The organism is Actinomadura sp. NPDC048032, from assembly GCF_040653175.1.
GTDB lineage: Bacteria > Actinomycetota > Actinomycetes > Streptosporangiales > Streptosporangiaceae > Spirillospora > Spirillospora verrucosospora.
Window position 1 is genome coordinate 1 of the sequence record NZ_JBEZJP010000210.1, and the last position, 13,345, is coordinate 13,345.

The following is a 13,345-nucleotide window of genomic DNA, read 5'->3' on the forward strand; positions in this document are numbered from 1 at the left end:
TCGAGCCGATGACCTGCCCGCCCAACGCGTTCGTGTCCGGGGAGGACGTCGTGGGCCTCGAACCGGGCGCCGAGTTCAGCGGGACCTGGGGAATCCGGGTGTTCTGATCACGCCGGATCGGTTCCTCCCCGGCGGCGGTTGGGGGATCATTGCAGGGTGAACCTCAGCGTCTCCTCGTACGACGATCTGTCCGCGCGCATCGCCGCCGTCCGCGACGCCCACGGCGAGCGCTTCCCCGGCGGCGCGGAAGGCCGCCAACCGGTCCACACGGTGTACGTCCCGGCGGACCGGTTCTCCCGGTCGACGCCCGCCGACTTCGGCGCCGAGGCGCTGAGGCTGCTGAACACCCACACGCCCGGCGCCGGGTCGTTCGGCGCGGCGTTCGGCCTCGATCCGGAGCTCGCCGGGACGGTGCGCGAACGCGTCGCGGCGAAGCTGGCCACCGAGCCGGTCGAGGACGTCCGGATCGACTTCGAGGACGGCTATGGGGTGCGCGACGACAAGGAGGAGGACGCCCACGTCGAGCAGGTCGTCGAGGCGGTCGGCGCCGCGTACCAGGTGAAGGGCCTGCCGCACTACTGGGGGCTGCGGGTCAAGTCGTTCGCCGACGGCGGCCACGAGCGCGCGATGCGGACGCTGGACGGGTTCCTGACCGCGCTGCGCGACCGGCTCGGCCGGCTGCCCGGCGGGTTCACCATCACCTTCCCCAAGGTGACCTCCGTCGATCACGTCAAGCTGTTCGTGGAGTTCCTGGACCGGCTGGAGACCTCCCTCGGGCTGCCGCAGGGCATCCTGCGGTTCGAGATCCAGATCGAGATGCCGCAGGCGCTGATGGACGACGAGGAGAACCGGATCGGCCTCCAGCCCTTCGTCACCGAGGCGCAGGGCCGCATCACCGCCGCCCACTTCGGCGTGTTCGACTACACCGCGGCGCTCGGGCTCCCGCCGCACGAGCAGCGGCTCGACCACCCCGCCTGCGACTTCGCCCGGCACATCATGCAGGTGTCGCTGGCGGGCACGGGGGTGCGGCTGTCGGACGGCTCCACCAACATCATCCCCCGCAACGACGGGCCCGACGAGGTCAACGCCGCGTGGGCCACGCACGCCGCGCACGTCCGGCACTCGCTGGCGCACGGCTTCTACCAGGGCTGGGACCTGCATCCCGCGCACCTGCCGAGCCGGTACGCGGCCGTGTACGCCTTCCACCTGAACGGCGCCGACGACGTGATCGGACGGGTCCGCGCCTGGCACGAGCAGGCGGGGAACGGGAGCGGCGTCCTGGACGAGCCCGCCACCGTCAAGGCGCTCACCGCCCGGCTGCGCCGTGCGGTCGACTGCGGGGCGCTGGACGAGAGCGTCCTTCCCGCGGGCGGCTGAGCGCGGACAGGTCTTCCGGGGTGTCGATGTCGTCGGGCGCGGCGACGTCGTCGCACGGGACGGGCGTCACCAGCTCCGGGTGGGCGCGCAGGTAGCCGCGCGCCCCCTGGTCGCCGACCGCCGCCTCGGCGACGCCGTCGAGATGCCCCGCGGCCAGCAGGACGGGGTTGCGCGGCGCACCCCCGTAGGTGGCGACCGCGATGCCCGCGCCCTCCTCGAACGCCGCGACCAGCCGTCGCACGGCGGCGGGCGTCACCAGGGGCTGGTCGACCAGCGCGACGACCACGGCGGGGCAGCCGGGCGGCAGCGCGGCGAGCCCGGCGCGCAGGGACGAGCCCATGCCGTCGCGCCAGTCGGGGTTGGGCACGACGACGGCGCCGATGACCTCGATCTGCGCGGCGCCCGCCACCACCAGGACCGGGGAGCAGCCCCCGTCCCGCAGCGTGCGGACGCCCCGGTCGACGAGCCGCTCGCCGTCCAGCTCCAGCGTCGCCTTGGGACGGCCGAGGCGGCGGCCCTCCCCCGCCGCGAGCAGCAGGCCGGCCGGTGCTTCCTCACTGCGCAACATCATCCCGCGAGGGTAGTGCCGTCAGCCCGACTCGGCGTGGATGCGGCCGCTGGTGTCGGTGAGCGGGCGGCCGGAACCGCCCCAGCGCAGCTGCACCAGCTCCGCCGCGATCGACACGGCCGTCTCCTCCGGCGTGCGGGCCCCGAGGTCCAGGCCGATCGGCGAGCGCAGCCGGGCCAGCTCGGCGCCGGTCAGGCCCGCCTCGCGGAGCCGCGCCGTCCGGTCGTCGTGGGTGCGGCGCGAGCCCATCGCGCCGACGTAGCCGGCCTCGGTGCGCAGCGCCACCTCCAGCAGCGGCACGTCGAACTTGGGGTCGTGGGTGAGGACGCAGATCGCCGTACGCCCGTCGATGGCGTCGCGCGTCTCCTCCAGGAACTTGTGCGGCCACTTCACCACGACCTCGTCGGCATCGGGGAACCGCTTGGGCGTCGCGAACACCGGCCGCGCGTCGCACACCGTCACGTGGTAGCCGAGGAACTTGCCGATCCGGGCGACGGCCGCCGCGAAGTCGATCGCGCCGAACACCAGCAGCCGCGGCGGCGGCGCGAACGAGTGCACGAAGACGGTGAGGTCGTCCAGCCGCCGCTCCCCCTCCGGCCCGTAGTGCCGCTGGCCGGTGAGGCCCTGGGCGAGCATGCCGCGCGCGTCGTCGTCCACCGCCGCGTCGAGGCGGGCCGCGTGCGGGGCGCCGGGCGCGAGGGACCCGGACGCGCGGTCGGTCCAGACCACGCGGCGGGCGCCGATCCGGCCGGGCCCGGCCACGACGGTGGCGACCGCGACCGGCTCGCGCGCCTCGATGGCGGCGGCGACGTCGGCGAACTCGGGGAAGGTGTCCGGGCCGACGGGCTCCACCAGCACGTCCAGGATCCCGCCGCAGGTCAGCCCGACGGCGAACGCGTCGTCGTCGCTCACCCCGTACCGCTGGACGACGGGTTCACCGGTCTCCAGCACCGTCCGCCCCAGCTCGTACACCGCGCCCTCGACGCAGCCGCCGGACACGCTGCCCGCGACCTCCCCGTCGGGCGAGACCGCCATCGCCGCCCCCGGAGGGCGCGGCGCGCTGCGGAAGGTGTTCACGACGGTCGCGAGCGCGAACGTCCGCCCGGACCCGTACCAGCCGGCGATGTCGCCGAGCACGTCACGCATGAGCCCTCCCCTTTCCGGCGCCCGCGACGAGGCGGGCCAGTTCCTCCAGCGCCGCGAGGCTGTGCCCGGAGGTGAAGTCGTCGACGTGCGGGAGCGCCGCGGCCATCCCCGCGGTCAGCGGCTCGTACCCGGGCCGCGCCTTGTGCGGGTTCGCCCACACCACCCGGTGCGCGAGCCGGTGCAGCCGCGCCATCTGCGCGCCGAGCAGCCCGGCGTCGCCGCGCTCCCACCCGTCCGAGGCGATCACCACGACGGCGCCGCGCGCCAGCCCCCGCTGCCCGAACCGGTCGAGGAACTCCTTCAGCTCCTCGCCGAGGCGCGTGCCGCCGCTCCAGTCCGGGATGGCCGCGGACGCCGCCGCCATCGCCGCGTCCGGCTCGCGGTGCCGCAGCTCCCGGGTGAGGCGGGTGAGGCGCGTCCCCGCGCTGAACACCTCGACGTCCCGGCCGCCCGAGCGCGCGGCGGCGTGCGCGAACCGCAGCAGCGCGTCGGCGTACGGGCTCATCGACCCGCTGACGTCCACGATCAGCACGACCCGGCGCGGCCGGGTGCGGTGGCTCCGGTGCCGGAGCAGGGACGTCTCGCCGCCGCGCCGCAGCGTCTCCCGGACGGTGCGGGCGGGGTCGAGCCGCCCGGTCGGCGTCGGCGCGAACCGCCGCGACCTGCGCCGTTCGGCGCCCGCGTCCAGCAGGGCGATGAGCCGCGCGACCTCGGCGCGCTCGGCGGCGCCGAGCCGCGCGACGTCGCGGTCGCGGAGCACCTCGACGTCGCTGGCCGTGGCCGCCTCCAGCTCCTGCGGCCCCTGCCTGCCGCCGCGCCCGCCCGGCTCCGCCATCGGCACCCGGCGCACCACGACCGGCGGCCTCCCGCGTCCCGGGCGGGCGGTCGCGCCCGAGAAGTACGCGGCGAAGCAGCGGTCGTAGCGCGCGAGGTCGTCGGGGTCGGCGCACAGGGTGAGCCGGCCCGCCCAGTACACGTCGTGCGGGTCGAGCACGTCGAGATGGTCGAGCGCGGCGAGCATCGCCTGGACCCGCTCGGGATCGGCGGCCCCGCCCGCCGCGCGCACCGTCCTGGCGAAGCCGACCATCGTCTCGGTGACGTCCCGGTCCACGGTCACCCCCCGTCGAGCAGTGCCTCTAGCCCGGCCGCGCCGTCGCCGCCGAGCACGCGCTGCTGGTCCTCGCGGTACTTCAGGACGGCGCCGAGCGTCACCGCCGCCGTACCCGGGTCGAGGTCGCGGACGCCGAGGGCCACGAGCGCCTCCGTCCAGTCCAGGGACTCGGCGACGCCCGGCGGCTTCAGCAGGTCGGCCTCGCGCATCCGCTGCGCGGCCCGCGCCACCTGCCCGGCGAGCCGCTCCGCCGCGTCCGGCAGCCGCCGCCTGATGATCGCGACCTCGCGGTCGAACGAGGGGTGCTCCAGCCAGTGGTACAGGCAGCGGCGCTTGAGCGCGTCGTGGACCTCGCGGGTGCGGTTGGACGTCACCACGACCACCGGCGGCCGCTCGGCCCGGATCGTGCCGAGCTCGGGGACGGTGATCGTGAAGTCGCTGAGGACCTCGAGCAGGAACGCCTCGAACTCGTCGTCGGCGCGGTCCAGCTCGTCGACGAGCAGCACGCTGGGGGACGTCTCCAGCGCCTGGAGCAGCGGCCGCGCCAGCAGGAACCGCCGGTCGTAGAGCTCGCCCTCCAGCCGCGACACGTCGCTGACGCCCGCGGCCTCCGCCGCGCGCAGGTGCAGGAGCTGGCGGGGGAAGTCCCAGTCGTAGAGCGCCTGAGACGCGTCGAGGCCCTCGTAGCACTGCAACCGGATCAGCGGCGCGCCGAGGCCCCGCGCGAGCGTCTTGGCCAGCTCGGTCTTGCCGACGCCCGCCTCCCCCTCCAGGAACAGGGGCCGTCCCATCCGCAGGGCGAGGAAGCAGGCCGTGGCGAGCCCCTCGTCGCACAGGTAGCCGTTCCTGTCGAGCAGGCCCGCGAGCTCCGCGGGCGATCCGACCTGGTCCACGGTCATCGGCGCCGCCTCCCCCACGGATCACAGGCTACTCAGCCCGAGACCCAAGTCACACATCTGGTTCCGTACGGATCCGGCTCGGCCGTCCGCCCCGCTTTGCCGCGCTATGGGAACCTCCCCCGCCGATAAAAACCTGTCAAAGCAGTAGGGAAAGTTGACTTTTGGACGCGGGCTGAGCAGCATCGGAGCCATGCGAAGCGGTGATCCCGATGACCTGCCCCATGGGGACGACCTGACCGACGAGGCGACCTACGAGCGCGTCCGATCCCCCTCCCGGAGGGGACTCCTGCGGCTGTCGGCGGGAGCCGGGCTGACCGCCGGCCTCTCCGCGGCCCTCGGCCCGCGGCCCGCGGACGCCGCGACCGGAATCGTGAAGCCGCTGCCCCCGGAGCTGTTCGTCCCGCAGGGCACGAACGCCGAGATGCGGTGGGAGGCCATGCGCGGGCAGGGGTACCTCACCCCCACCGACCGGTTCTTCGTCCGCAACCATGTCGCCACACCGCTCATCGACGCGCGCACCTGGCGGCTGAGGCTCTGGGGAACCGGCCTGCGCGGCGCCCCCGCCGAGGACCGCCCCGTCGAGTTCACCTACGAGGACCTCCTCCGGCTCCCGGCCGAGGAGGTCACCGCGTTCATCGAGTGCACCGGCAACGCCCGCGCGTTCTACACCTCCCAGCAGGGCCAGGAGGTGTCGGGGACCCCGTGGCGGCTGGGCGGGGTCGGCGTGGCCCGCTGGCGCGGCGTCCGCCTGGCGACCGTCCTGCGTCGTGCAGGTGTCACCCCTGAGGCCGTGGACATCATGCCGCGCGGGCTGGACGCTGAGTTCGTGGACAAGGGCGAGAACCTCGGCCGCGTGCGGCGCCCCCTGCCGATCGCGAAGGCCATGAAGGACGCGCTCCTCGCCTACGAGATGAACGGCGCTCCTCTGCCGCCCGACCACGGCCACCCGGTGCGCCTGGTCGTGCCCTCGTGGACGGGCATCGCGTCCATCAAGTGGCTGGGAGACATCCAGGTGGCCGACGAGCCGCTGTTCTCCCCGTGGAACACCCGCTACTACCGGCTCTTCGGGCCCGGCTATCCCGAGGAGGGATCGCCGCCCCTGACCCGCATGAACGTCAAGTCCGCGTTCGAGCTGCCCTGGGAGGCGTCCCTGCCGGCGCGCCCGCAGGTCCTGCGCGGCCGGTCCTGGTCGGGCGGCGGCCGCATCCGGCACGTCGAGGTCAGCGTGGACGGCGGCAGGACGTGGCGCCGCGCCCGCCTGCGGGACCGCCACCCGAGTCCCCGCGGATGGGTCCGCTGGGAGCTGCCGTGGCGACCCGAACGGCCGGGCCGCCACGAACTCCTGGCGCGCGCGACCGACGAGACCGGCACCGCCCAGCCCGCGACCGCCCCCTACAACACGCTCGGCTATCTCTTCGGCGCCGTCGTACGGCACCCGGTCACCATCACCTGAAAGGGCACCCATGCCACTGTGGAAGCCAGACCCGACGTTCTACGCCTCGCCGCGCGACGCCGCCTCGGCGCCGCCGGAGAAGCTCGCCTACGTCGCGGCGTTCGACCGGGCCGCGGAGAAGCCGGACGCGATCGCGGTGCTCGACGTGGACCCCGGCTCCGCCTCCTACGGCTCCGTGGTGGGGTGGACCGAGCTGCCCTATCTCGGCGACGAGCTGCACCACTTCGGGTGGAACGCGTGCAGCAGCGCCCTGTGCCCCGGCTCCCCGCACCCGCACGTCGAGCGGCGGTACCTGATCGTCCCCGGGCTCCGGTCGTCGCGGGTGTACGTCATCGACACCAAGGACGACCCGACCGCCCCGAAGATCGTCAAGACGCTGGAGCCGGACGAGCTGGCCAAGCGCGCCGGGTACTCGCGCCCGCACACCGTCCACTGCGGGCCCGAGGGCCTCTACCTGACCGCCCTCGGCGGCGCGAACGGCGAGGACGGCCCCGGCGGGATCGCGCTGCTCGACCACACCTCGTTCGAGGTCCTCGGACGCTGGGAGGTCGACCGGGGCCCGCAGCACTTCGCCTACGACGCCTGGTGGCACATCGCGCACGACGTCCTCGTCGCGTCCGAGTGGGGCACGCCGTCCATGATCGAGGACGGTGTCGTCGGGGAACTGCTGCTCGGCCGCAAGTACGGGCACTCGCTGAACTTCTTCGACCTGCGCAAGCGCAAGCACGTCCAGACGGTCGACCTCGGGGACGAGCACCAGATGGTCCTGGAGCTGCGCCCCGCGCACGACCCGACGAAGCTGTACGGGTTCGCGGGCGTGGTCGTCAGCGTCGAGGACCTGTCGGCGTCGGTGTGGGTCTGGCACCGCGACGGCGACCGGTGGGCCGCGACCAAGGTGATCACGATCCCGGCCGAGCCGGCCGACCCGGACGCCCTCCCGCCCGTCATCCGGCCGTTCGGGGCCGTGCCCCCGCTCGTGACGGACATCGACCTGTCGGTGGACGACCAGTGGCTGTACGTCTCCTGCTGGGGCACCGGCGAGCTGAAGCGCTACGACGTCAGCGACCCGTTCCACCCGGTCGAGGCGGGCTCGGTGCGCATCGGCGGCATCGTCGGCCGGACCCCCCATCCCGCCGACCCCGGTCGCCCCCTGGCGGGCGGGCCGCAGATGGTGGAGGTCAGCCGCGACGGAAAGCGCGTCTACGTCACCAACTCGCTGTACGGCTCGTGGGACGACCAGTTCTATCCCGACGGTGTCGGCGCCTGGATGGCCAAGCTCGACTCCACCCCGGACGGCTTCTCGTTCGACGAGCGGTTCTTCCCCAGCGGCGACGACTTCCGCGGCCGCCGCCCGCACCAGACGCGTCTCCAGGGCGGCGACGCCTCCTCGGACTCCTACTGCTACCCGTGAACGACGGGTCGCTCGCCGCACTCGTCGCGCTCGGCGCGTTCCACGGCCTCAACCCGGCCATGGGATGGCTGTTCGCCGTGGCCCGCGGACTCCAGGAGCGCAGCCGGTCCCTCGTGCTGCAGTCGCTCCCGGCCATCGCCGCGGGCCACGCCGCCTCCGTCGGCGCCGTCGCCGTCCTGGTCGCCCTCACCCGCTCCGTCGTCGCGACCCGCGCGGTCGCGATCGGCGGCGGGGCCGTGCTCGTCGGGTTCGGCCTGTGGCGCCTGCTGTCGCGGCGGCACTTCCGCTGGGTCGGGATGCGGATCTCGCTCTGGCAGCTCGCCGGCTGGTCGTTCCTGATGTCGTCGGTGCACGGCGCGGGCCTGATGCTGCTGCCCGTGCTCACCTCGTCCGGGACGGCCCCGGCGGGCCACGACCACGGACTGGCGTCGTCCTCCGGCAGCGCCCTGTCGACCGGGATCTTCGTCACCGCCGTGCACACCCTGTCGATGTTCACCGTCGCCGGCGTGATCGCCGTCCTCGTCTACGAGATCGTCGGCCTGGCCGTCCTGCGCCGCGCCTGGTTCAACCTCGACCGCCTCTGGGCCGTGGCCCTCATAGGCGCCGGCACCATCACCGCCATCACCGCCTGGTGACCCGGCCGGTCCAGGGCGTCAGGTGGGGTCGGGGGCTTCGCCTCGCGTGTGGAGGAGGGCGCGGAGTTCGGTGAGCTGGTGGGCGGCGCGGGCCTTCTCGGCCCCGTTGATGCCCATGGCGGGCAGGGAGGTGCCGTCGGCGAGGTCGAGCGTGGGCCAGGGGTCGCCGGTGGTCATGGAGACGCCGACGACCTCGGGCCATTCGAGGCGGCGGGTGCGGAAGGCGTTGACGACCGTCAGGCCGGACTCGTCGGCGCCGACGCGGCAGCGCGCCAGCATGTGCAGCACCCAGGCGACCACCGCGGCGAAGGCGACCATCAGGATCCGGTCGAACAGCTTGAACTGCGGCGCCACCACCACGGCGAGCACGATCATGCCGAGCACGATCACGCCCGCCGTGGTGTAGGCGACGAGCCGGGTGGTGCGGGGGCGCCACACCGTCGGCAGGGCCGGGACGTCAGTCAACGATCTTCGCGATGGGGATCTCGAGGATGTCGTGGGCGCCCGCCGCCTTCAGCGCCGGGATCAGCGTGTTGACGCCGCGCTTGGCCACCACCGACTCCACCGCGTTGGACTCGCCGCCGGCCAGCGAGGTGACCGTGGGCGAGGCCATCGCGGGCATGATGTCCAGGACCTTCTGCAGGTCGCCGTGCGCGACGTTCAGCTTCAGCAGCACCTTGCCGCGGGCGCGGATCACGCCCTGCAGCAGCAGGGAGATGTCCTCCATCGCGGCGCGCTTCTCGGCGTCCTCGTAGGCCTCGCGGTTCGCGACCAGCTCGGTGTAGCTGGTCAGGAGCGTGTCGAGGATGCGCAGGCCGTTCTTGCGCAGCGACGAGCCGGTCTCGGTGAGGTCGACGATCGCGTCGACGATGTCGGGCACCTTCGCCTCGGTCGCGCCGTAGGACGGGACGACCGTGGCCTTGACGCCGTGCCGGTCGAGGTACCGCTTGGTCATCGCCGGGAACTCGGTGGAGATCCGCACGCCCTCCGGCAGGTCCGCCACGGACTGCCAGGGCGCGCCGTCCGGCACCGCCATGATCACGCGGACCGGGTTGGAGGTCGCCTTGGAGTACTTCAGCTCGCCGAGGCTGACGACGTCGGCGTCGGTCTCGGTGATCCAGTCGCGGCCGGTGATGCCGAGGTCGAACAGGCCCTGCTCGAGGTAGGTCGGGATCTCCTGCGGGCGCAGGACCCGGACGCGGTCGATGCGCGGGTCGTCGATGGAGGCGCGGTAGTCGCGGTCCGAGGCGCGCTGGACGGTGAGGTCGGCGGCGTCGAACAGCTGCATGGTCGCCTTCTCCAGCGATCCCTTGGGCAGAACGAGTGACAGCACGGATGAGCCTTTCGATGAGGATGGGTACGGGACACCGGGTTTCGGGAGCGCGGACGGCCTGTGGCCGGATCCGCCCCCTGCCTAGGAGCCCAGATGCTCCAGGCCGTGCCCGGCGTGACCGTGATGCCGCAGACCTCGCAGGGTCAGTGCCGTGTCGAGTGCGGCCACAGTCGCCTCCCATCCCTTGTCCTCGGAGCTGCCCGGCAGCCCGCTGCGTTCCAGTGCCTGCTCAATGGTGTCACAGGTGAGCACCCCGTTGCCCACCGGAGTCGACTCGTCCAGCGCGACGCGGGTCACACCGGCGGTCACCGAGTCGCACACGTAGTCGAAGTGGGCGGTGGCGCCCCGGACGACCGCGCCGAGGCAGACGACGGCGTCGAGGTCGCGGGCCATCTGCTGGGCGATCACGGGCAGCTCGAGCGCGCCGGCGACGCGGGCCACGACCGGCTCGTCCACGCCGCACGCCTTCGCCGCGGCGAGCGCCCGCTCCAGCAGCCGGTCGGTGACCGGCTCGTGCCAGCGGGTGCACACGATGCCGAGCGTGAGCCCGGCCGCGTCGACCGTGATGTCCTCGGGGCGTCCCGCGCCGCTCATGAAAGTCCCTCGCTCCGGTGTCCGGGTTCGATCTGGGGCCCGAGCTCAAGCTCGTGGCCGAGGCGGTCGCGCTTGACCGTCAGGTAGCGCCGGTTGTGCTCGGTGACGATGACGGGCATGGCCTCCCGCCCCCGCACGTCCACCCCGAAGCCGCCCAGTCCCCTGAGCTTGTCCGGGTTGTTCGTGAGCACCCGTACCGAGCGTACGCCCAGCTCGCGCAGCATGTGGCCGGCGTTGGAGTACTCGCGCGCGTCGGCCGGCAGCCCCAGTTCCAGGTTGGCGTCGACGGTGTCGGAGCCGTTGTCCTGGAGGGCGTACGCCTGGAGCTTGGCGAGCAGGCCGATCCCGCGCCCCTCGTGACCGCGCAGGTAGAGCACGATGCCGCGGCCCTCGCCGGCGATCCGCTCCATGGCGGCGTCGAGCTGGGTCCCGCAGTCGCAGCGCTCGGAGTGCAGGACGTCGCCGGTGAGGCACTCGGAGTGGACCCTGACCAGGACGTCCTCTCCCTCGCCGAGGTCGCCCAGCACGAGCGCGATGTGCTCCCCGCCGTCGATGGCGCTGGAGAACCCGACCGCGCGCCACATCCCGTACCTGTTCGGCAGCCGGGTCTCGACGACGCGGGTCACCATCGCCTCGGTGCGCCTGCGGTACTCGGCGAGCTGCTCGATGGAGACGAGCCTGAGGCCGTGCTCCTTCGCGAAGACCTGGAGCTCGGGCAGGCGCGCCATGGTGCCGTCCTCGTTGACCACCTCGGCGAGGACGCCGGCCGGGGGGAGCCCGGCGAGCCGGGCGAGGTCGACGGCGGCCTCGGTGTGGCCGCGCCGGCGCAGGACGCCGCCCTCGCGGTAGCGCAGCGGGAAGATGTGGCCGGGGCGGACGAAGTCGCCGGGCTCGGACGCCGAGTCGCACAGCGTGCGGATCGTCCGCGCCCGGTCGGCGGCGGAGATGCCGGTGGAGATGCCGAGCCGAGCGTCCACGCTGACCGTGTACGCGGTGCGCATGCGCTCGGTGTTCTGCGCGGTCATCAGCGGGATCTGCAGCCGGTCGAGGTCGGCGCCCTCCATCGGGACGCAGATGACGCCGCTGGTGTAGCGGATCGTGAACGTCAGCAGCTCGGCCGTCGCCTTCGACGCCGCGAAGATGATGTCGCCCTCGTTCTCGCGGTCCTCGTCGTCGACGACCACGACGGGCAGGCCCGCCGCGATGTCGGCGATCGCCGACTCGACGGAGTCGAAGATCCCCGTGCCCCCGGTTCCCGTGCCGTTCAGCGCCGTGTCGTTGCCGCTCATGCGGTCACCGCCTTCCGCGTGGAGTTGCGCTCGCCCCGGGACTCCCGGAGCCAGTTCCTGAACCCGACCATCACCATCACGAAGAAGATCCCGTAGACCGCGCCGGAGACGTACAGCCCGGACTTGAGCGCCAGCGGCACCCCGACCAGGTCGACCAGCACCCAGACGATCCAGAAGTCGACGAGCGCGCGGCTCTGCGCGAACGTCGCGACCGCGCTGCCGACGAAGATGTAGGCGTTCGCCCACGGCGACCAGGCGACCTTCAGCCAGTCGAGGTGCACGAACAGCTGGGCGACCACGGCCGTGCCGACCACGAGCGCGCCGAGCAGCACGGCCCGCTCCCTGAGCGTCGCCTGCCGGACGACCAGGCCGTCGGCCTCGCGCCGTCCGCGGGTCCACATGAGCCACCCGTAGAGGGCGAGCCCGCAGAAGAGGATCTGCTTGAGCGCGTTGCCCGGGACGTGCGCGTGCAGCGAGGCCGCGAGCAGCAGGAGGGCGCCGACCATCTGCACCGGCCAGGTCCAGAGGGTCTTGCGCATGGCGAGCCAGACGACGGCGAGCGACAGGACGTTGCCGACGAGGTCGGTCCACAGGATGTGCTCGCCGAAGACCTCGAAACCGGCGCCGAGCCAGCTCATGACCGGTCTCCCAGCATGCGCTCGACGTACTTGGCGACGACGTCCACTTCGAGGTTCACCGGGTCGCCGGGCCCCTTGTGGCCGAGGGTGGTCAGCGCGAGCGTCGTCGGGATGAGCGCCACGCTGAACCGGTCGGCGCCCGCCTCGACGACCGTGAGGCTGATCCCGTCGACGGTGATCGAGCCCTTGTCGACCAGGTAGCGGCTCAGCTCGGCGGGCAGGGACACCGTCACCACGTCCCACCGCTCCCCCGGCTCGCGGGAGACGATCGCGCCGACGCCGTCGACGTGGCCCTGGACGAGGTGGCCGCCGAGCCGGTCCGACAGCCGCACGGGGCGTTCCAGGTTGACCTTGGAGCCCGGTTCCAGCGCGCCCAGGCTGGACTTGTCGAGCGTCTCCTTGATGACGTCGGCGGTGAAGACCTCGCCTTTGACGTCGACCACGGTGAGACAGACGCCGTTGACGGCGATCGACGCGCCGTGCACGGCGTCCTGGACGACCAGGGGCCCGCGGACCGCGAGCGCGACCGAGTCCCCCTGGGGGTCGATCGCCACGATCTCGCCGAGCTCCTCGACGATGCCGGTGAACATCTCCCGGGCCTCCTAGATCAGTGGCTCCGGGGGACGTACGTGCGTCCGAATACACCCCTGGCCAGGGGCGTACCGCGCGCTGCCTCCCATCCGGACTTTCACCGTCGGTCCCGGAGTTCCACCGGGTCAACCGGCCGATGGCTTCGGCCGGGTCGCGGACTGTCACCGCCGGTTCGGAATTTCACCGACCCCGGAGCACGCGTTCATGCTTTGCCAACCAGTGTGCCACGCATTCCCATTCCCGCCCCTGTGGCCATCGCCACAACTCCTTCGCGCGGGCCCCGGCCGGTTCGCCCACTCC

The 13,345-nt window shown here is 73.1% G+C and carries 14 protein-coding genes and 1 riboswitch; of the genes, 4 read left to right on the forward strand and 10 right to left on the reverse strand.

Annotation, left to right across the window (positions count from 1 at the left end; all coding sequences use genetic code 11):
* The first annotated feature begins 156 nt into the window (after window positions 1-156).
* Window positions 157-1,377 (forward strand): aldolase, encoded by a 1,221-nt coding sequence (locus tag AB0C69_RS24855; RefSeq protein ID WP_360357457.1) that lies wholly within the window; start codon window positions 157-159, stop codon window positions 1,375-1,377.
* Here AB0C69_RS24855 and AB0C69_RS24860 read toward each other — a convergent pair.
* Genes AB0C69_RS24860 through AB0C69_RS24875 form a run of 4 tightly spaced genes read right to left on the reverse strand, consistent with a single transcriptional unit; the run spans window position 1,307 to window position 5,101 of the window.
* Window positions 1,307-1,948 carry a nucleotidyltransferase family protein gene (locus AB0C69_RS24860; protein WP_360357460.1) on the reverse strand — a complete coding sequence of 214 codons (642 nt, stop codon included), beginning with the start codon at window positions 1,946-1,948 and terminating at the stop codon, window positions 1,307-1,309. The two genes, AB0C69_RS24855 and AB0C69_RS24860, sit on opposite strands and share 71 nt — an antisense overlap.
* An 18-nt stretch (window positions 1,949-1,966) precedes the next feature.
* A complete protein-coding gene (locus AB0C69_RS24865) occupies window positions 1,967-3,091 on the reverse strand; it encodes an XdhC family protein (protein ID WP_360357462.1) in 1,125 nt (374 codons plus the stop codon).
* Window positions 3,084-4,202 carry a VWA domain-containing protein gene (locus AB0C69_RS24870; RefSeq protein WP_360357465.1) on the reverse strand — a complete coding sequence of 373 codons (1,119 nt, stop codon included), beginning with the start codon at window positions 4,200-4,202 and terminating at the stop codon, window positions 3,084-3,086. The genes AB0C69_RS24865 and AB0C69_RS24870 overlap by 8 nt, the downstream gene beginning before the upstream one ends.
* Before the next feature lie 2 nt (window positions 4,203-4,204).
* Window positions 4,205-5,101 (reverse strand): MoxR family ATPase, encoded by an 897-nt coding sequence (locus AB0C69_RS24875; protein ID WP_345184791.1) that lies wholly within the window; start codon window positions 5,099-5,101, stop codon window positions 4,205-4,207.
* A gap of 190 nt (window positions 5,102-5,291) precedes the next feature.
* On the opposite strand from AB0C69_RS24875, the gene AB0C69_RS24880 reads away from it, so the two are divergent.
* The 3 genes from AB0C69_RS24880 to AB0C69_RS24890 are packed head-to-tail and all read left to right on the forward strand — an operon-like array spanning window position 5,292 to window position 8,600.
* Window positions 5,292-6,554, forward strand: a complete 1,263-nt coding sequence (locus AB0C69_RS24880) for a sulfite oxidase (protein ID WP_360357468.1) — start codon at window positions 5,292-5,294, stop codon at window positions 6,552-6,554.
* A 10-nt stretch (window positions 6,555-6,564) separates the two neighbouring features.
* The gene (locus AB0C69_RS24885; protein ID WP_345184694.1) at window positions 6,565-7,965 is read left to right on the forward strand and encodes a selenium-binding family protein; all 1,401 of its coding nucleotides are present in this window, start codon (window positions 6,565-6,567) and stop codon (window positions 7,963-7,965) included.
* Window positions 7,962-8,600, forward strand: coding sequence for a hypothetical protein (locus AB0C69_RS24890; protein WP_345184696.1), 639 nt, complete (start codon window positions 7,962-7,964; stop codon window positions 8,598-8,600). Before AB0C69_RS24885 ends, AB0C69_RS24890 begins: the two co-directional genes overlap by 4 nt.
* Before the next feature lie 18 nt (window positions 8,601-8,618).
* On the opposite strand, the gene AB0C69_RS24895 is transcribed toward AB0C69_RS24890, so the two are convergent.
* The 6 genes from AB0C69_RS24895 to AB0C69_RS24920 all read right to left on the reverse strand — a co-directional run bounded on the left by AB0C69_RS24895 (window position 8,619) and on the right by AB0C69_RS24920 (window position 13,044).
* Window positions 8,619-9,065, reverse strand: a complete 447-nt coding sequence (locus AB0C69_RS24895) for a PH domain-containing protein (RefSeq protein WP_345184700.1) — start codon at window positions 9,063-9,065, stop codon at window positions 8,619-8,621.
* Entirely contained in the window at window positions 9,058-9,933 is an 876-nt protein-coding gene (gene hisG, locus AB0C69_RS24900; protein WP_345184702.1) for an ATP phosphoribosyltransferase, read from the reverse strand. Before hisG ends, AB0C69_RS24895 begins: the two co-directional genes overlap by 8 nt.
* Window positions 9,934-10,014: 81 nt before the next feature.
* Complete coding sequence (ribH, locus tag AB0C69_RS24905) at window positions 10,015-10,527, reverse strand: 6,7-dimethyl-8-ribityllumazine synthase (RefSeq protein WP_345184705.1); 513 nt, start codon at window positions 10,525-10,527, stop codon at window positions 10,015-10,017.
* Window positions 10,524-11,816: a bifunctional 3,4-dihydroxy-2-butanone-4-phosphate synthase/GTP cyclohydrolase II gene (locus tag AB0C69_RS24910; protein ID WP_345184707.1), complete on the reverse strand. Its 1,293-nt coding sequence runs from the start codon at window positions 11,814-11,816 to the stop codon at window positions 10,524-10,526. The genes ribH and AB0C69_RS24910 overlap by 4 nt, the downstream gene beginning before the upstream one ends.
* A complete protein-coding gene (pnuC, locus tag AB0C69_RS24915; protein WP_345184709.1) occupies window positions 11,813-12,454 on the reverse strand; it encodes a nicotinamide riboside transporter PnuC in 642 nt (213 codons plus the stop codon). Before pnuC ends, AB0C69_RS24910 begins: the two co-directional genes overlap by 4 nt.
* On the reverse strand, window positions 12,451-13,044 hold the full coding sequence (locus AB0C69_RS24920; protein WP_360357475.1) for a riboflavin synthase: 594 nt from the start codon (window positions 13,042-13,044) through the stop codon (window positions 12,451-12,453). Before AB0C69_RS24920 ends, pnuC begins: the two co-directional genes overlap by 4 nt.
* Window positions 13,045-13,116: 72 nt before the next feature.
* Window positions 13,117-13,247: riboswitch (FMN riboswitch) on the reverse strand.
* Between the last annotated feature and the right edge of the window lie 98 nt (window positions 13,248-13,345).

Coding starts and splice junctions, on each gene's coding strand:
- pnuC (WP_345184709.1), bottom strand. CDS start 12,454: ATGAGCTGGCTCGGCGCCGGTTTCGAGGTCTTCGGCGAGCACATCCTG.
- AB0C69_RS24910 (WP_345184707.1), bottom strand. CDS start 11,816: ATGAGCGGCAACGACACGGCGCTGAACGGCACGGGAACCGGGGGCACG.
- AB0C69_RS24865 (WP_360357462.1), bottom strand. CDS start 3,091: ATGCGTGACGTGCTCGGCGACATCGCCGGCTGGTACGGGTCCGGGCGG.
- AB0C69_RS24880 (WP_360357468.1), top strand. CDS start 5,292: ATGCGAAGCGGTGATCCCGATGACCTGCCCCATGGGGACGACCTGACC.
- AB0C69_RS24860 (WP_360357460.1), bottom strand. CDS start 1,948: ATGATGTTGCGCAGTGAGGAAGCACCGGCCGGCCTGCTGCTCGCGGCG.
- AB0C69_RS24920 (WP_360357475.1), bottom strand. CDS start 13,044: ATGTTCACCGGCATCGTCGAGGAGCTCGGCGAGATCGTGGCGATCGAC.
- ribH (WP_345184705.1), bottom strand. CDS start 10,527: ATGAGCGGCGCGGGACGCCCCGAGGACATCACGGTCGACGCGGCCGGG.
- AB0C69_RS24885 (WP_345184694.1), top strand. CDS start 6,565: ATGCCACTGTGGAAGCCAGACCCGACGTTCTACGCCTCGCCGCGCGAC.
- AB0C69_RS24875 (WP_345184791.1), bottom strand. CDS start 5,101: ATGACCGTGGACCAGGTCGGATCGCCCGCGGAGCTCGCGGGCCTGCTC.